Here is a 15299-nt window from a genome sequence, read left to right on the forward strand (position 1 = left end):
CCTACCCCCAGCCCGGCACGACCATCACCAGCCACGCCACCGCGGGTACCACCGCCACCACGATCCCTCCGTACACCATCAGCTGCCGGAAGAAACGCTCGCGGTCGACGTCCGGCGCCGCGGCCAGCACCAGCGCGCCGTTCGTCGAGAACGGGCTCACGTCCACCACCGTCGCCGACACCGCGAGCGCGGCCACCATGCCGACGGCCCCGATCTCGCCCTGTGCGAGGAACGGTACGGCGAGCGGGATCAACGCGCCCATGATCCCGACGGACGAGGCGAAGGCCGACACGATCGCGCCGATGTAGCAGAGCAGTACGGCCGCCAGCAGCGGGACGCCGATGTCGCTGACGCCCTTGCCGGCCCAGGTGATGGTGCCCATCTCGTCCAGGACGGCGACGTAGGTCAGGACACCGCAGATCAGCAGCACCGTCGACCAGGCGATCTGGCCGACCGCCTTGCGGCTGTCATCCGGCCAGCAGGTGCTCAGGACGACGGCGAGGGTGATCGCGGTCAGCCCGGCGTCGAGGTCGAAGGCGAGGACGGCGACGACGAGGGCGACCAGCGCGGTGAGGGTGGCGATGCGGGCGGGGGTGAGGCGGGTGGTGTCGGCGGCCGCGGGGCGGGCGGCCACTGCGGTGGCGGTTGCCGTGCCGCCCGTGTCGGTGGGCCGGGCGCCGGTGCCGCCCTCCGGAAGGCCGCCCTTGTCACCCTTGTCCTTCTCGGTGGCATCCCCGGAGATCTCGTCCGCCGCCACCGCCCCTTGCGCCCACAGCTTGCGCCCCCCGAAGAGGAGGAAGACGACCCCCGCGATGACGATATTGGCGACCAGCGAGGCGAGGAAGAGGGCGATCTCGTTGCCCGGCAGCTTCTCGCGCTCGACGATGCCGTTCACGATCGTGCCGTAGATGCTGATCGGCGAGAAGCCGCCGCCCTGCGCGCCGTGCACGACCATCGCGCCCATCAGCAGCGGGCTGATCCCGTAGCGGGCGGCGAAGCTCAGGGCGATCGGCGCGACGATCGCGACCGCGGCCGGACTGACCGCGCCGATCGCCGTGAGCGCGCCGGTGATGAAGAACATCACCCAGGGGATCAGCGCCACGCGGCCCCGGACGAGCCGGATGGACGCGTGCACCAGCCAGTCGGTGGTGCCGTTGGCCCGGGCGATGGCGAAGAGATAGGTGACGCCGACGAGGACGACGAACAGGTCGCCGGGGAAGCCGGCGAAGATGCCGTCCGCGTCGAGGTCGGCGACGAGTTCGCCGACCCCGAAGGCGGCGGCGAAGGAGAGCGCGCCCATGTTGACGGAACGCGTGGTGGCGATGACGAACACCACGACGAGGACGAGGATCGAGATGAGCTCGGGGGACATACGGGCTCCCGTCTTTGGGTCCCGGAGGAGTTGCGTGAGCGGGTTGCGTTATCGGTCGGTGGGTGCGAGTGGTCGAGTGGCTGAGCCAATTAGGTCGGTTGGCTGGATAGCGTGGGCGTGCGCCGGGGCGGCGTCAAGGGGTCGCGCACAAATTGGCTCAGCCACTCGGCCACCCGGGGCCCGGTGTTACTCTCCCGACGAGAGGGGGACCTTGTGACCGAACCAGTGACCGAACCAGTGACCGAACCAGTGACCGAACCAGTGACCGAACCAGTGACCGACCCCGCGACCGACGCCCTGCGCCCCATGGCGAAGCAGCGCCTCTACGAGCAGGTGCTCGGCCGGCTGCGCCAGTACGTCGCCGAGGGCGGCCTGAAGGCCGGCGACCGTCTCCCGCCGGAACGCGACCTGGCCCAGCGACTGGGCGTCAGCCGGGCCTCGGTCAAGCAGGCGATCGTGGTCCTGGAGGTCCAGGGCCTGGTGGAGGCGCGGCACGGCGGCGGTACGTATCTGGTCCGCGACAGCCTGGACGTCGAGCCCGTCGAGGAGATGGTCGAACGCCGCCGGCGCCTCCCGGACGTCCTGGAGGCCCGCGAGGCCCTGGAGACGAAACTCGCCGAACTGGCCGCCGAGCGCCGCACGGAGGAGGACCTGGCCGCGATGCGGGCCGCGCTCGCCCACATGGCCGAGGAGATCGAGCGGAGCGGTCACGGCACCGAGGGCGACCGCCTCTTCCACGCGGCGGTCACGGCGGCCGCCCACAGCAGCCTCCTCGCCGAGTTCATGCGCTCCATCGCCGACCAGATCGCCGAAAGCCGCACCGAGTCCCTGCGCCAGCCCGGCCGCCCCACCCGCTCCCTGGCGCAGCACCAGGCGATCCTCGACGCCATCGCCGCCCGCCGGCCACGACAGGCGGCGACGGCGATGCGCCGCCATGTCCGTACGGTGGCGAAGGTGCGGTTGCTGGACTGGGAGCCGGGCCAGGAGGCGCGCTAAACCGCCGCCGCCTCCACTACATCCGTTACATCCGCCTCCACCACATCCGCCACCACGCAGCTCACGTTGTCCGGCCCGCCGGCGTCGTTCGCCGCGTAGATCAGGGCGTGGACGGCGGCGTCCGGGGCCGGCGCGGAGGTGAGTTGGGCGCGGATGCGGTCGTCCGGGACGACGCTCGACAGGCCGTCGGAGCACAGGAGGTAGCGGTCGCCGGCTTGGACGTCGTTCAGCTGGAGGTCCGGGGGCGTGGGGGCACTGGTCGGCAGGGCCTTCAGGAGCATCGCGCGCTGGGGGTGGGCCGTGGCCTCCTCGGGGGTCAGGCGGCCCTCGTCGATCATCGACTGGACGAGCGTGTGGTCGTGGGTGATGCGGAAGAGGGCGCCGTCGCGCAGCAGGTAGGCGCGGGAGTCGCCGATGTGGACCAGGGCGAGGCGGGAGCCCGTCCACAGCAGGGCGGTCAGCGTGGTGCCGACGTCGTCCGCACTCCCGGCGATGTCCCGGACCGCCTCCGTCGCGCCCCGTACCGCGTCCTCCAGGAGGTTGAGGACGTTGCCCGCCGGCACCTCCTGAGTGTCCAGGAACCTCAGTGCCTCCACGGCCGCGCTGCTCGCGGGCGCGCCCGCCGGTCCGAAGCCGTCCGCTACCGCGAGCAGCCGGGTGCCCGCGTAGGCCGTGTCCTGGTTCTCGGGGCGGGTTCGCCCCCGGTCTGAGTGGGCGAAGTAGCGCAGTTCCAGCATGGTGGTGTCCTTCCTCGGTGCTGCCGTCAACTGGTCCACGAGGAACGCGGCGAGGTCACGCCGTACCGCCGTCTCCGTCTCCACCCGCGCCCAGTAGGCGCGGATCTCCCGGGCGGCGGCCGAAGGGTCGAGGGCGTACACCTCGCACACCTCACGGATCCGGGCCAGCGGCATCCCCAGCCGCCGCAGCCACGCCACCAGACGCGCCTGCTCCAACTGCTCGACCGCGTAGTACCGGTATCCGGTGTGCGGGTCGACCCGCGCGGGGCGCAGCAGCTCCAGCTCGTCGTAGAGCCGCAGCGCCTTGGGCGACAGCCGGCAGGCCTTCGCGAACGCGCCGATCGTCAGCAGGCCGTCGTCCATGCGTACCCCCGGAATCCTTCGTTCCCCGTCACCGACGATGCTGGGGCTTCACCGAAGGGGAAGGTCAAACGGGTTGTCGCGGTTGCGGCCCGCGTGACTAGCCTGCGAGCCGAGCCGTATGCGAAGAGCTGTATGAGAAAGGGAACCCGCCGTGCCCCGAATAGCCCTCGTCACCTACGACCCCCCGCCGACCAAAGTGGACCGCGACCTGCCCGTGCTGCTGGACGCCCTGCGCGCGTCCGGGGCCGGGGCGGATGCCGTGTTCTGGGACGACGCCGGGGTGGACTGGGGGGCGTACGACCTCGCCGTCATACGGTCCACCTGGGACTACAGCTGGCGGGTGGACGAGTTCGTGGCGTGGGCGCGGAAGTGCGGTGCGCTCACGCGGCTGGCGAATCCCGCCTCGGTCGTGCGGTGGAACACCGACAAGCGGTATCTCGGGGATCTGGCCGCGGCCGGTGTGCCCGTCGTCCCCACCCGGTATGCCGGGCCCGGCGATGCCGTCGACCTTCCCGACGACCACGAGTACGTCGTCAAGCCCACGTCCGGCGCGGGCGCCCGGTACGCCGCCCGCTACACGCCCGAGCGGCGCGAGACGGCCGTACGGCATCTCGCGCGCATGCACGAGGAGGGGCTGACGGCGATGGTGCAGCCGTACATGAAGGGCATCGACGCCCAGGGGGAGCGGGCGTTGCAGTTCTTCGGCGGGCGGCTGCTGCACGCCAGCCGCAAGCGGGCCGTCCTCGCCCCCGGTACGGCCTTCGACGCCGACAAGGTCTCCCATCCCGGCCTCGAGCCCTGGGCCCCGACCCCGGCCGAACTCGCCGTCGCCGAGCGCGCCTTGGCCGCCGTACCGGATGCCCCCCACCTGTTGTACGCCCGCGTCGACCTCGTGGACGGGGAGGACGGCCGGCCGCGGGTGATGGAGCTGGAGCTGGTCGAGCCGAATCTCTTTCTGTTCCTGCATCCGGATTCGGTGCCCGACGTCGTGACGGCGATTCTGGCGGCGGCGGCACGCTGATCAGGCCGGTACGTCGTCCCGCGTGGCCAGTGCCGTCGCGGCCAGCTCGTGGCCGTGGCGCAGTCCCTGGGCGGGCCCGCCGCCTTCGAGGACGGCCGTCGACAGGTAGCCGGCGGCGAAGGCGTCGCCCGCGCCGACCCGTTCGACGATCCGGGACGGGGGCGCGGCCACGAAGGTCTCCGCGCCGTCCTCCGTGTAGGCCGTCGCTCCGTGGTCGGCGTCCTTGACCACGACGACGCGGGCGGGGCGCAGCAGGTCCCGTACCTCTTCCGCCTTGCCGGTGCCCCAGAGGGTCTCGGCCTCGTCCCGGCCGACGAAGACGATGTCGGCGGCGCGGGCCAGACCCAGCAACACCTGCGCCGCGTCGGGGCGGTGCCGCCACAGGGCGGGGCGGTGGTTGACGTCGAAGGAGACGAGCGGGCCCGGGACGGCCCGCTGCACCAGCAGTACGTCCATCAGCTCGGCGCAACTGTCCGAGAGGGCAGGCGTGATGCCGGAGAGGTGCAGCAGCCGGGCCTCGTGGAGGAGGGGGAGGCGGGCCAAGGAGGGGCTCATGGCCGACGCCGCCGAGCCCCGGCGGTAGTAGTAGGTGCGGGTCATGTCCGGGGCCGGGTCCTTGAAGTACACGCCGGTGGGCCGCTCGGGGTCGCTCTCCACGGCGGAGACGTCGACCCCGCGGGCCGTGAGATCGTCCAGGACGCGGTGGCCGAGCGGATCGGCGCCGACGCGGCTCAGCCAGGCGACGCGGTGGCCGAGGGCGGCCAGCGAGCAGGCCACGTTGGACTCGGCGCCGCCCACGGTCAGCGCGAGCGTGCGCTGACCGGCGAGCGGCCCGGCGTCCGGCGGGCTGAGCACGGCCATGGTCTCGCCGACGCACACGACGTCCGGGCGGCCGGTGCCGCTCACGTGTCCAGGACCCGGTGCAGGAACTGCTGCGTGCGGACCTCCGCCGGACTGCCGAACACCTGCGCCGGCGGGCCCTGTTCGAGAACGACCCCGCCGTCCATGAAGACGACCCGGTCCGCGGTGTCCTTCGCGAAGCGCATCTCGTGGGTGACCACGACCATCGTCATGCCGTCCTCGGCGAGCGAGCGCATGACGCCGGTGACCTCGCCGACCAGCTCCGGGTCGAGCGCGGAGGTCGGCTCGTCGAAGAACATGATCGCCGGGTCCATGGCGAGCGCGCGGGCGATGGCGACCCGCTGCTGCTGTCCGCCGGAGAGCTGCGCGGGGTAGGAGCCGGCCTTGTCGGCGAGTCCGACCCGGGCCAGCGCGGCATGTCCGCGCTCCTCGGCCTCGGCCCGCGAGAGCTTCCTGACCTTGAGCAGGGCGAGGGTGACGTTGCCCAGCGCGGTCTTGTGCGGGAACAGGTTGAACTGCTGGAAGACCATGCCCACTTGGCCGAAGATCTCGGGGGCGCGCTTGCGGTCGTGCAGCGGTACGCCGTTGACCCAGACCTCGCCGTCGTCCGCGCGCTCCAGATCGCACATGATCCGCAGCAGCGTGCTCTTGCCGGAGCCGCTCGCGCCGATGAGCACGACGACCTCGCCCGGCTCGACGTCGACGTCGACGCCCTTGAGGACCTCCAGCGCGCCGAACCGCTTGTGCACGCCGGACAGGGCGATCCGGGCGACCGTCTTTTCCACGCTCGTGGTGTCGGTGGTCGTCATGCGATGACAGCCTTTCGTTCCATCCGTCGCACGACGAGCGACAGCGGGTAGCAGATGACGAAGTACAGGGCGGCCACGGCGAGATAGGTGGTGGCCGGATCGCCCGCGCGGTCGATGACCGCCTGGCCCTGGCGTACGAGTTCGACGTAGCCGATGACGACGGCGATCGAGGTGTCCTTGACCAGGGAGAGGTACTGGCCCACCAGCGGCGGCAGCACGATCGCCCGGGTCTGCGGCAGGATCACGCTGGCGAAGGTCTGCGTGCGGGTGATGCCGAGGACCCGCGCCGCCTCCCACTGCCCCCTGGGTACGGCCTCGATGCCCGCCCGGAAGATCTCCGCGATGTACGCGCCCTGGTACAGGGTCAGCGCGAGCAGGGCCGCGCCGAAGACGGTGATGCCCGCGAGGTTCAGATAGGCCGCGCCGAAGTAGAGGAACAGCATCTGGATCAGCAGCGGGGTACCGCGGAAGACCTCCAGATAGACCCGGGCGAGCTGGGCCAGCAGCGGGATGCGGCTGGTGCGTACGGCCGCGACGAGGAGCCCGGCGAGCGTGCCGGTGGCGATGGCCGCCAACGACAGCAGGACCGTGGCCCACAGTCCGTCGGTGAACAGCTCGCGGTTCGACCAGATGACCGACCAGTCCATCACGCCGCCCCCTTACGGACGTTGGGCACTGCTCGCGTGGGCAGCAGCCGTCGTACGGCGTCCAGCGGGCGCGGTCGTACGGCCGTCGGCAGCGGTGGTTTGAAGGCCACCCGGCCGATCAGCCCGGCCGCGAGCACCACCAGGTTGGTGAGGACGAGGTAGAGCACCGCGGCGATCCCGAAGACCTGGACGGTCAGCAGCGTGCGGGAGTTGATGACCATCGACTCGCCGGTGAGCTCGGGCACGGAGATGGCGGACAGCAGCGACGAGCCCAGGATGATCTGGACGAGCTGGTTCACCACCGCCGGGTAGACATTGCGCAGCGCCTGCGGGAGCACCACGTGCGCGAAGGCCCGGGCCGGGCTCAGCGCCAGCACGCGCGCCGCCTCCCGCTGGCCGCTCGGCACGGCCTGGATGCCGGCCCGGAAGATCTCCGTCAGGTACGCGCCCACGTTGACGCCGAGCGCGAGGACACCCGCCTGGACGGGGCTCAGCCGGATACCGGCGGACGGCAGCGCGAAGTACGCGACGAACATCTGCAACAGGACGGGGGTGTTGCGGATGACCTCGACGTACACGGCGGCCGGTGCGCGCAGCACGGCGTACCGGGATCTGCGGGCCAGGGCTCCGCCCAGGCCGAGGACGAAGGCCAGGGCGAAGGCGGCGAGCGAGAGCCTCAGCGAGAGCCAGGCCGCGCTCAGGTAGGTGGGCCAGTCCTGGAGTGCGTAGCTCCAGTCGGTGAGCATGGGGGTTCCTCCACACGTTCACGGGGGGCGACGATCCCGTGACCCGGGTGCCGCCGCCCGCCGGAACTCAGTAGGACGGGGTGAGCGGGAAGACGCGGTCGACGCCGAACCACTTCTTGTAGAGGGCGGCGGACTCGCCGGAGGTGTTGAACTCCCGCAGCCAGGTGTTGACCCACTGGAGCCAGGTGGCGTCGCCCAGCTGGACGCCGATGCCGTTGTACTCCAGCGGGACCACGGAGTCCTTGGTGACCTTGAGCGAGGGGTCCTGCTTCGCCTGGAAGTTGAGGAAGTTGGAGTCCTCGACCATGGCGTCGGCCTGGCCCTGCTTGACCGCGAGGACGGCGGCGGAGGAGGTGTCGTACTCCTGGATCTTGGCGGCGGGGTTGCCGGCCTTGACCGCGTCGCCGTTGGTGGAGCCCTTGGTGACGGCGACCGTCTTGCCGCTCAGGTCCTTGATCGTGGCGATGCCGCTGGACTTCTTCACCAGCAGGACCTCGCCCGCGACGATGTACGGGTCGCTGAAGGCGACCTGCTTGGCGCGCTCGGCGGTGGTGGTGAAGTTGCAGACCACCGCGTCGACCTTCTTGGTCTGAAGGTTGGGGATGCGGTTGGCGGAGGTCGTGTCGACGACCTTGACCTTGACGCCGAGCGCCTTGGCCATCGCGCCGGCGACGTCCACGTCGAAGCCCTGGGGCTTGTTGTCCTTGCTCAGCGAACCGAACGGCGGGAACGTCAGGCAGCTGGCGACGTTCAGCGTGCCGCGCTTGATGACCGTCTGGAGCGTCGAGGACTGGGCGCCGGAGGCGGAGGTGCCGGAGCTGGAACTACAGGCTGTGAGGGATGCGGCGGCGGTCACACCGGCGCAAACCATCATCAGGGGGCGGGTACGGTGACGAAGTCGCATCGCGGGGTCCCTTCGGGGATGAGGTTGTTCTGCAATGCAAAACTTCGTTTCGCAGAACGTTGGGCAGAAGCTAGCCCCGGCTGTTCGCGACCGTCAATGGGGGATTTCAATATGTAACACGATGTTTTGCAATGCAGCACGATAGGATGTGCGATGTGACCGACGCATCCGACACCCCTGAGCCGCCTCCGGCCCGCCGCAACGCCTCCTCCTCCCTGCGGCGCGCGCTGGGCATCCTCATGCACCTGGCCGAGGACAGAGGCCATCCGCACGGCGTCACGCTGACCGACCTCGCCGACGGGCTCGGGATGAGCAAGTCCACCGTGCTGCGCCTCGTCGCCCCGCTGCGGGAGGTGCGGCTGGTCGACCAGGACCCCGAGTCGGGCCGCTACCGCCTGGGCCCGCAGAACGCGCTGCTCGGCCAGGCCTACCTGGAGCGGCGCGACCCACGGCAGATCACCTCGCCGGTGCTGCACCGGCTCGCCGAGGACAGCGGCGAGACCGTCCACCTCGTGACCTTCGATCCCCCCGAGATCGTCTACATCGACAAGGTCGAGAGCACTCAGGCCGTCCGCATGCACTCCCGGATCGGCAGCCGCCAGCCCGCCTACTGCACCGCCACCGGCAAGATCTTCCTCGCCCACAGCGCCGACGACGTCGTCGACAAGGTGATCGCGGCCGGCCTGCCCGCCCGCACCCCGGCCACCCTCACCTCACCCGAGCGCCTGCGCGAGGAACTCACCCTCATCCGCCGGCGCGGCTACGCCGTCGACGACGTGGAGAACGAACTCGACATCCGCTGCGTGGCCGCCCCGGTCTACGACCACAGGGGCGACGTCACCACGGCCGTCAGCGTCTCCGGACCGGCCGCCCGGGTCACCCGCGAGCGGGTGCCGGAGCTGGGCGCCCTGCTCGTCGCCGCCACCGGGGCCATTACGGAGAACCTTGGGGGAGTGGGGCCGGGGGCGGAGGAGCTGGACTAGGGGCGGAGGGGCTGGACTAGGGGCGGAGGATCTGGAGTAGCGGTACGTCACCGATGCCCGTCCCCCACTGGTCGCAACGCTGGTCACCCCCGCTGCCGCGGGATCAACGCCGACGCGGGGGCCAGTGTCCGGCCGCCGTCCTGGCCGCGGTCCTGGTCGCCGGGGAGGGCCGCGTCGTGCACCGGCATGTCGTCCCGGATCAGGTTCTCGCGGATGAGGACGGCCGCCGTGGCCCCGCCGCTCGCCGAGGAGCGCAGTTCGACGCTCAGGCCCTGCCGGCCGGCGATGCGGCTGACCACGAAGAGCCCGATCTGCTTGGCGTCGAGCAGGTCGACGTTCTCGGACTGGATCTTGCGGTTGGCCTCGGCCATCGCCTCCTCGTCCATGCCGAAGCCGCTGTCCTCGATCTCGATGAGGAGGCCCTCGCGCAGCCGGGCGGCCCGCAGCTGGACATGGGCGCTGGGCGGTGAGAAGGAGGCCGCGTTCTCGACGAGTTCGGCGAGCAGGTGGATGACGTCGGCGACGGAGCCGCCGTGCAGGGAGACGCGCGGTACGGTCCAGATCTGGACCCGGCCCGGCTGCTCGATCTCCGCGACGGCGGCCCGCAGGACGTCCGTCAGCGGGATGGGGTCGCGCCAGCCGCGCCCGGGCGCGATGCCGGACAGGATGAGCAGGCTCTCGGAGTGGCGGCGCATCCGGGTGGCGAGATAGTCGACCTGGTACAGCTCCTGTACCTCGGCCGGGTCGCGCGGGCGCTGCTCCAACTGGTGAAGCAGGTCGAGCTGGCGGTGCAGCAGCACCTGGCTGCGGCGGGCGATGCTGACATACACCCCGGAGATGCCGCTTTGCAGTTCGGCGCGCTCGGAGGCGGCCTTGAGCGCGGCCCGCTGCACGGCGGTGAGCGCGGTGCCCACCTGGGCGAGTTCGTCGCCGACGAGGCGGCGCATCGGGGCCTCGGCGTCGATGTCCAGGTCGTGCCCGGCGTGCAGTCGGCGCATGGCCTGCGGCAGCCGGCGCCCGGCGACTTCGAGGGCGTTGTTGCGCAGGTCGAGCAGTTCGACGATGAGTCCGCGGCCGACGCCCACGGACACGAGGAGCGACAGCAGTACGCCCACCAGGCCGAGGATGACGGCGATGCCGGAGGCGCCCAGCGTGTCCCAGCCGAACGGGTTCGCCTTGGCCGTGGCCCCCGTGCCGGCGTCCGACTCGGCGGCGGCAAGCCCCTTCAGCACGGTGTCGGCGGCCTCGTCCCAGTCGTTCAGAAAGCCCGCCGAGATGACCGAGGCGCCGGGCCCGGCACCGCGCACCCGGTCCTCGCCGGCCACGAGCCCGTCGTAACTCCTGCTGTCCAGCACCGCGTCGTACGCCGCCTGGTGCGCCGGCTTCAGGTCGGCGACCGCGGGCTTCAGCAGCTCCCGCTGGGTGGCGACGGCGCCGGCGAACAGCGTGTACTGCTCCGTGGTGAGCTTCCCGGCCCCGCTCCCCGCGGCGAGGAGGGCCTGTTCCTGCGCCACGGCCTCACGGGCGCGGGCGAGTTCGAGGACGACCCGCGCCTCGGACGCGGCGTCGGTGCCGTTCTCGCCGGTGAGCGCGCCGGTGACGGCGAAGGCGTGCTCGATGACCGTCGAGTACGCCGTGAACGACGTCTGGGCGGGGTCCTTCCCGTCGGTCCCCGCTTCGGCCCGCGCGCGCAGCGCTGTGAGTCCGCGCGCGTCGGCCTCCAGGCGGTCGATGCGGGCGGGCAGCCCGGCGTCGAGGAGCTCGGCGTCCGCGGTGGCGGTGTTGGCGCCGTCGCGGAATGCGGTGGCGGCCTGGTCGGTGGCCTTGTGTGCCCCCTCGACGGTTTCGAGGCTGGCGGCGTCCGGGGCGGCGGCGTGGCGCGTGGCGGCGGTCCGCTCGGCCTGGAGCGCGGTGACGAACTCGGCGACCGGGGTGAGGAGTTCGGCGTTGACGTCCTTGACCCGCTCGGTGTCGCCGATGCTGGAGGCCGTGGTCACCGCGGCGAAGCCCCACAGCGCCATGAGGGACACGATGGGCAGCATGAGCAGGGCGACGATCTTGGCCCGGACCGATTTAGGGCGCAGCAGTTCCGCTGTAAGGGGGACACGCATGGGATACCTCTTCGAGGGTGTGTGCGGTGCGACTCTGCGGGCGTACGGCTCAGGCGGGGGGCGCGTACGGCTTGGGCGCACGCAGGGCTTGGGCGGGCGTACGGCTCAGGGCGTCGCGGGGCGGCCGGAGGCGGGCGTACGGCTCAGGCGGTCGCGGTGGTGGCGGAAGTGGGCGCGGTGGCGGTCGCGGTGGCGGTCGCGGTGGAGAGCTCGACCTCGCGCAGCAGTTCGGCGGCGACGGACTCGGCGCGCTTGCCGGTCGGGGAGAGCGCGACGTACGCGGAGGTGAGGAAGAGGAACGAGCCGAGCACGACGGCGAGCGGGAAGAGGAACTCGGTGGCCGTGGCCCCGGGCAGCTCCGAGCTGCTGGGCGCGAGGTTGACGCCGACGGCGTACATGGCGGTGTAGTGCATGCTGCTGACCGCGAGCCCCATGACGAGCGCGGCGACGGCGGCGAGGACGGGACCGCGCACGATGAGGGTGAGGGTGAGCGCGGCGGTCGCGGCGACGACGGCGATCACGACGGAGGCGGCGACGAGGAGCGGGTCGTAGTCGACGCTGCCGTGCAGGTTGAGCGCGGCCATGCCGGTGTAGTGCATGGCGGCGACGCCCAGTCCGGTGCCGAGCCCGCCGAGCGCCACCGACATGACGCGCGAGCGCCCGTACCCGGCGGTGAAGACGCCGGCGCTGACGACGGCGATGGCGATGACGAGGCTGAGGACGGTGAGCGGGACGTCGTAGCGGATGGGGGTGCCCTCGACGCCGAAGCCCATCATCGCGACGAAGTGCATGGTCCAGATGCCGGAGCCGATCGCGAACGAGGCCAGCAGCAGCCAGTTCCGTTTCGAGGTGCCGTCGGTCTCCAGGGCCCTGACGGTGCACCGCAGGCCGAGGGCCGAGCCGACGCAGGCCATGAGGTAGGAGAGGACGGGGGTGACCCATCCGGCGCTGAAGTGATCCATGTGTCCCACGGCGAAAACCCCTCTCGCCCGCCGGGCGGACAGCTCAGCGCGCACGTAAGTACCGCCGGAAACCAGAGACCCGGGGGAGCGAGATCGCGCCACTGATTGCCGGAGGACGGTGAGGATTAACGTACTGCGGTGTGGGTTACGGTCCCGTTTGCACGCAAGTGCTTCACACTCTCCTTACCTCGTCCGTACTTCCACTGCCGACGCGGCGCGGCTGCGCGGGCGGCCCGGGCGGTCACGTGACACGAGCGTCGGCAGGGCCGTACGCCCCTCCGGCGGCCCGCCGAACGCCGAACGGGGTGGCCGACCCGTAATGTGCCATGAGCTGCTTGAACTCCCTTGCGGGGTGGGCTGGTTGGGTCGCGTGGCGGGCCGTTCGAGAGCGTGTGGGACCACGACACACGCCGCCATGAGCGTGGCCGCCACCGCGATTCGCACCGGCGAGGGTGTCGTTGTGGGGGCGGTTTCGGGCTCGGGTGGCGGGGATTCGGGGGTGGGGGGCTCCGTACATCCAGGCGTGGCTGAAAAGGACCACAAGGAACCGGGCGCCGATCTCCTTCCGGGCCACGGCCGGCAGCGTGTCAGCAGGCTGTCGGCGGGCCGGCGGGGCTGTCGGTGATGTATAGGCGATGTGTCGGTGGCCGCTGAAACCGTGGGCGTGGAGCTGCCCGCTGGGCAGCCGCAGCCTTAGTCGCCTTCAACAGCGAGGGAGCCCCGCCACCATGTCGTCGCCCACGTCCTCCACCGTGCCCTGGGATGTTCAACGGCTGCCGCGTGCCGATGGCGGTGTCTTCCTGGTCACCGGCGGCAACGCCGGCATCGGGTACTTCGTCGCGGAGCAGTTGTCCGCGACCGGAGCCACTGTCGTACTGGGCAGCCGGAATCCCGCGAAGGCCGAAGTCGCCACCGCCTCGATCCGCTCGCGTGTGCCTGGCGCGCGGGTGCGGGCCGTACGGCTGGACCTCGCCGATCTGTCGTCGCTCGGCCCAGCGGTGGAATCACTGGGTGTGGATTGCCTCGACGCGGTGGTCCACAACGCCGGCGTCGCCCTCGACGACCCGCCGCGCCGGGAGACCGGGGACGGTCACGAGCTCATGTTCGGCACGAACCACCTCGGGCACTTCGCGCTGACCCACTGGCTGATGCCGCTGCTGTCGGCCGCACCGGCGGCCCGCATCGTGACCGTCGGCAGCTTCGCGGCGAAGTCCGAGCGGCTCGACCTCGACGACCTTCAGTCCCGGAAGGACTACCGCCCCCAGCGCACCTACGGACGCTCCAAGCTGGCGCAGATGTACTTCGGCCTCGAACTCGACCGCCACCTGCGGGCCGTAGGCAGCACGGTGGCGAGCCTGGTCGTCCATCCCGGCGGCGCGCTGGACGCCCTGACCCCGTCACGGCCGCCGGTCCATGTACGGACCACCGGCGCCCGACTGCGCGTGGCACCCGCCGCCCTCCTCGTCCAGGGCAAGCATGCCGGCGCCTGGCCCGCGGTCCGAGCGGTACTCGACCCGGCCGTGCGCGGAGGGCAGTTGTGGGGACCGCGCGTCTTCGGCCTGCGAGGCAAGCCCCAACGTGAACCGGTGTGGAAGCACCTCGCCGACACCTCCGTCGCGGCGCGGTTGTGGGACGCGAGCTGCGACCTGACCGGCGTCGACTTCGGCACCGTCCCCGGATAGCCCAGGTGGGTTCAACCAGACGACCGGATAGTTTGTGCGCATGGCGATAGGCGGAAACTCGGCGTATTCGGATGTCGGCGGGCTTGCACCGCTGGTGGATTCGGCGGTGGGGCTTGCGGCGAGCCTCGGCTTCGATCAATCGTGTGCCCCGGAGCAGGGGCAGCTGCTCTCGGTCCTGGCTCGCGGCTGGCGCGGTGGACGGATCGGTGAAACCGGAACGGGCTGCGGCGTCGGACTGGCGTGGATGGTCGAAGCGACCGACCCGAGCACGTCCTTCGTGAGTATCGAGCTCGACCATGGACGAGCCTCGGCGTCCGCCGAGCTCTTCGCGGACCACCCACATGTCCGCGTAGAGCAAGGCGACTGGCGGGGACTTGTCGAGTACGGCCCGTTCGACCTGCTCGTCCTGGACGGCGGAGGCAAGGGCAAAGACCCGTCGGTCGACTCGACCCTGGATCCCGCCGCGGGATGGCTGGCGGTTGGGGGGACCGTCGTGCTTGATGACTTCATTCCCGCCGGCGCCCCGGGTGCCGCGGAACATGACGCCGCGCGACGCCACTGGCTGGAGCATCCGCTGCTGCGCGCGACGGAGATCCGCCTGTCACCAACCTTGGCGACGATCGTCGCGGTACGCGTCCGGTAGCGCGGCGCCGAGCGTGCTGTCTCGACGGGTCGGCCTTGGCACGGCTGGAGGAGTATGCGGGCTCTGAGTGGGTGTTCTGCGAGCGTTCAGCGGTTCTCGTTGGCTTGAGGGTGGGTTGTCCGGTTCCGGGGCTTCACGGTCGGCCGGTGGTGCGGTCTGCCGGGAAGCGTGAGCGGGCGTCAGCCGTACCCGAGTGATCTGCCGGATGAGGCATGGGAGCTGATCCGGCCGGTCATCACAGCGTGAGCGTTGTAGCAGCGCCCCGAATGGCCCGTCCGTATCGTTCTCCATCGAGGCAACCAGCTCGCCGGGCCCGCCGGGCTCCTGGCCGTCGTCCAGCTGCCACAGTCGGGGTGTGGCCGTCATATACAGCCGCCGCAGGGCGGGGATGGGGCTGTTGTCGTGGACGACCGCGAGGGCCTTGCCGCCCCCGGTGTCGGTCCGGTCGGCATCGCCTGACCG

Annotated in this window: 14 protein-coding genes; 5 read left to right on the plus strand and 9 right to left on the minus strand. The window is 71.3% G+C overall.

Annotated elements, in window-relative coordinates; all coding sequences use genetic code 11:
* Position 1: 1 nt before the first annotated feature.
* Complete coding sequence (locus tag AB0I77_RS02740) at positions 2–1372, minus strand: SLC13 family permease (protein WP_363280452.1); 1371 nt, start codon at positions 1370–1372, stop codon at positions 2–4.
* Between the two features lie 306 nt (positions 1373–1678).
* On the opposite strand from AB0I77_RS02740, the gene AB0I77_RS02745 reads away from it, so the two are divergent.
* Complete coding sequence (locus AB0I77_RS02745) at positions 1679–2368, plus strand: FadR/GntR family transcriptional regulator (protein ID WP_363280567.1); 690 nt, start codon at positions 1679–1681, stop codon at positions 2366–2368.
* On the opposite strand, the gene AB0I77_RS02750 is transcribed toward AB0I77_RS02745, so the two are convergent.
* The gene (locus tag AB0I77_RS02750; RefSeq protein ID WP_363280453.1) at positions 2365–3468 is read right to left on the minus strand and encodes a MerR family transcriptional regulator; all 1104 of its coding nucleotides are present in this window, start codon (positions 3466–3468) and stop codon (positions 2365–2367) included. The two genes, AB0I77_RS02745 and AB0I77_RS02750, sit on opposite strands and share 4 nt — an antisense overlap.
* A 151-nt stretch (positions 3469–3619) precedes the next feature.
* Between AB0I77_RS02750 and AB0I77_RS02755 the strand changes: the two genes are divergently transcribed.
* Positions 3620–4489 carry a hypothetical protein gene (locus tag AB0I77_RS02755; RefSeq protein WP_363280454.1) on the plus strand — a complete coding sequence of 290 codons (870 nt, stop codon included), beginning with the start codon at positions 3620–3622 and terminating at the stop codon, positions 4487–4489.
* On the opposite strand, the gene AB0I77_RS02760 is transcribed toward AB0I77_RS02755, so the two are convergent.
* The 5 genes from AB0I77_RS02760 to AB0I77_RS02780 all read right to left on the minus strand — a co-directional run bounded on the left by AB0I77_RS02760 (position 4490) and on the right by AB0I77_RS02780 (position 8456).
* On the minus strand, positions 4490–5395 hold the full coding sequence (locus tag AB0I77_RS02760) for a sugar kinase (RefSeq protein ID WP_363280455.1): 906 nt from the start codon (positions 5393–5395) through the stop codon (positions 4490–4492).
* Entirely contained in the window at positions 5392–6159 is a 768-nt protein-coding gene (locus tag AB0I77_RS02765; protein WP_363280456.1) for an amino acid ABC transporter ATP-binding protein, read from the minus strand. Before AB0I77_RS02765 ends, AB0I77_RS02760 begins: the two co-directional genes overlap by 4 nt.
* The gene (locus tag AB0I77_RS02770) at positions 6156–6806 is read right to left on the minus strand and encodes an amino acid ABC transporter permease (RefSeq protein WP_363280457.1); all 651 of its coding nucleotides are present in this window, start codon (positions 6804–6806) and stop codon (positions 6156–6158) included. The genes AB0I77_RS02765 and AB0I77_RS02770 overlap by 4 nt, the downstream gene beginning before the upstream one ends.
* The gene (locus AB0I77_RS02775) at positions 6806–7552 is read right to left on the minus strand and encodes an amino acid ABC transporter permease (RefSeq protein ID WP_363280458.1); all 747 of its coding nucleotides are present in this window, start codon (positions 7550–7552) and stop codon (positions 6806–6808) included. The genes AB0I77_RS02770 and AB0I77_RS02775 overlap by 1 nt, the downstream gene beginning before the upstream one ends.
* A 67-nt stretch (positions 7553–7619) precedes the next feature.
* Complete coding sequence (locus AB0I77_RS02780) at positions 7620–8456, minus strand: transporter substrate-binding domain-containing protein (protein WP_363280459.1); 837 nt, start codon at positions 8454–8456, stop codon at positions 7620–7622.
* A gap of 146 nt (positions 8457–8602) precedes the next feature.
* On the opposite strand from AB0I77_RS02780, the gene AB0I77_RS02785 reads away from it, so the two are divergent.
* Positions 8603–9439, plus strand: a complete 837-nt coding sequence (locus AB0I77_RS02785; protein ID WP_363280568.1) for an IclR family transcriptional regulator — start codon at positions 8603–8605, stop codon at positions 9437–9439.
* An 83-nt stretch (positions 9440–9522) separates the two neighbouring features.
* Here AB0I77_RS02785 and AB0I77_RS02790 read toward each other — a convergent pair whose 3' ends face one another.
* Both AB0I77_RS02790 and AB0I77_RS02795 read right to left on the minus strand, forming a co-directional pair.
* Positions 9523–11550 carry a nitrate- and nitrite sensing domain-containing protein gene (locus tag AB0I77_RS02790; RefSeq protein ID WP_363280460.1) on the minus strand — a complete coding sequence of 676 codons (2028 nt, stop codon included), beginning with the start codon at positions 11548–11550 and terminating at the stop codon, positions 9523–9525.
* 143 nt (positions 11551–11693) lie between these two features.
* Positions 11694–12521, minus strand: coding sequence for an MHYT domain-containing protein (locus tag AB0I77_RS02795; RefSeq protein WP_363280461.1), 828 nt, complete (start codon positions 12519–12521; stop codon positions 11694–11696).
* A gap of 719 nt (positions 12522–13240) precedes the next feature.
* Here AB0I77_RS02795 and AB0I77_RS02800 point away from each other — a divergent pair.
* Positions 13241–14194 carry an SDR family NAD(P)-dependent oxidoreductase gene (locus tag AB0I77_RS02800; RefSeq protein ID WP_363280462.1) on the plus strand — a complete coding sequence of 318 codons (954 nt, stop codon included), beginning with the start codon at positions 13241–13243 and terminating at the stop codon, positions 14192–14194.
* A gap of 40 nt (positions 14195–14234) precedes the next feature.
* Complete coding sequence (locus tag AB0I77_RS02805) at positions 14235–14837, plus strand: class I SAM-dependent methyltransferase (protein WP_363280463.1); 603 nt, start codon at positions 14235–14237, stop codon at positions 14835–14837.
* The last annotated feature ends 462 nt before the right edge of the window (positions 14838–15299 follow it).

The organism is Streptomyces sp. NPDC050619 (assembly GCF_040654815.1).
Lineage (GTDB): Bacteria > Actinomycetota > Actinomycetes > Streptomycetales > Streptomycetaceae > Streptomyces.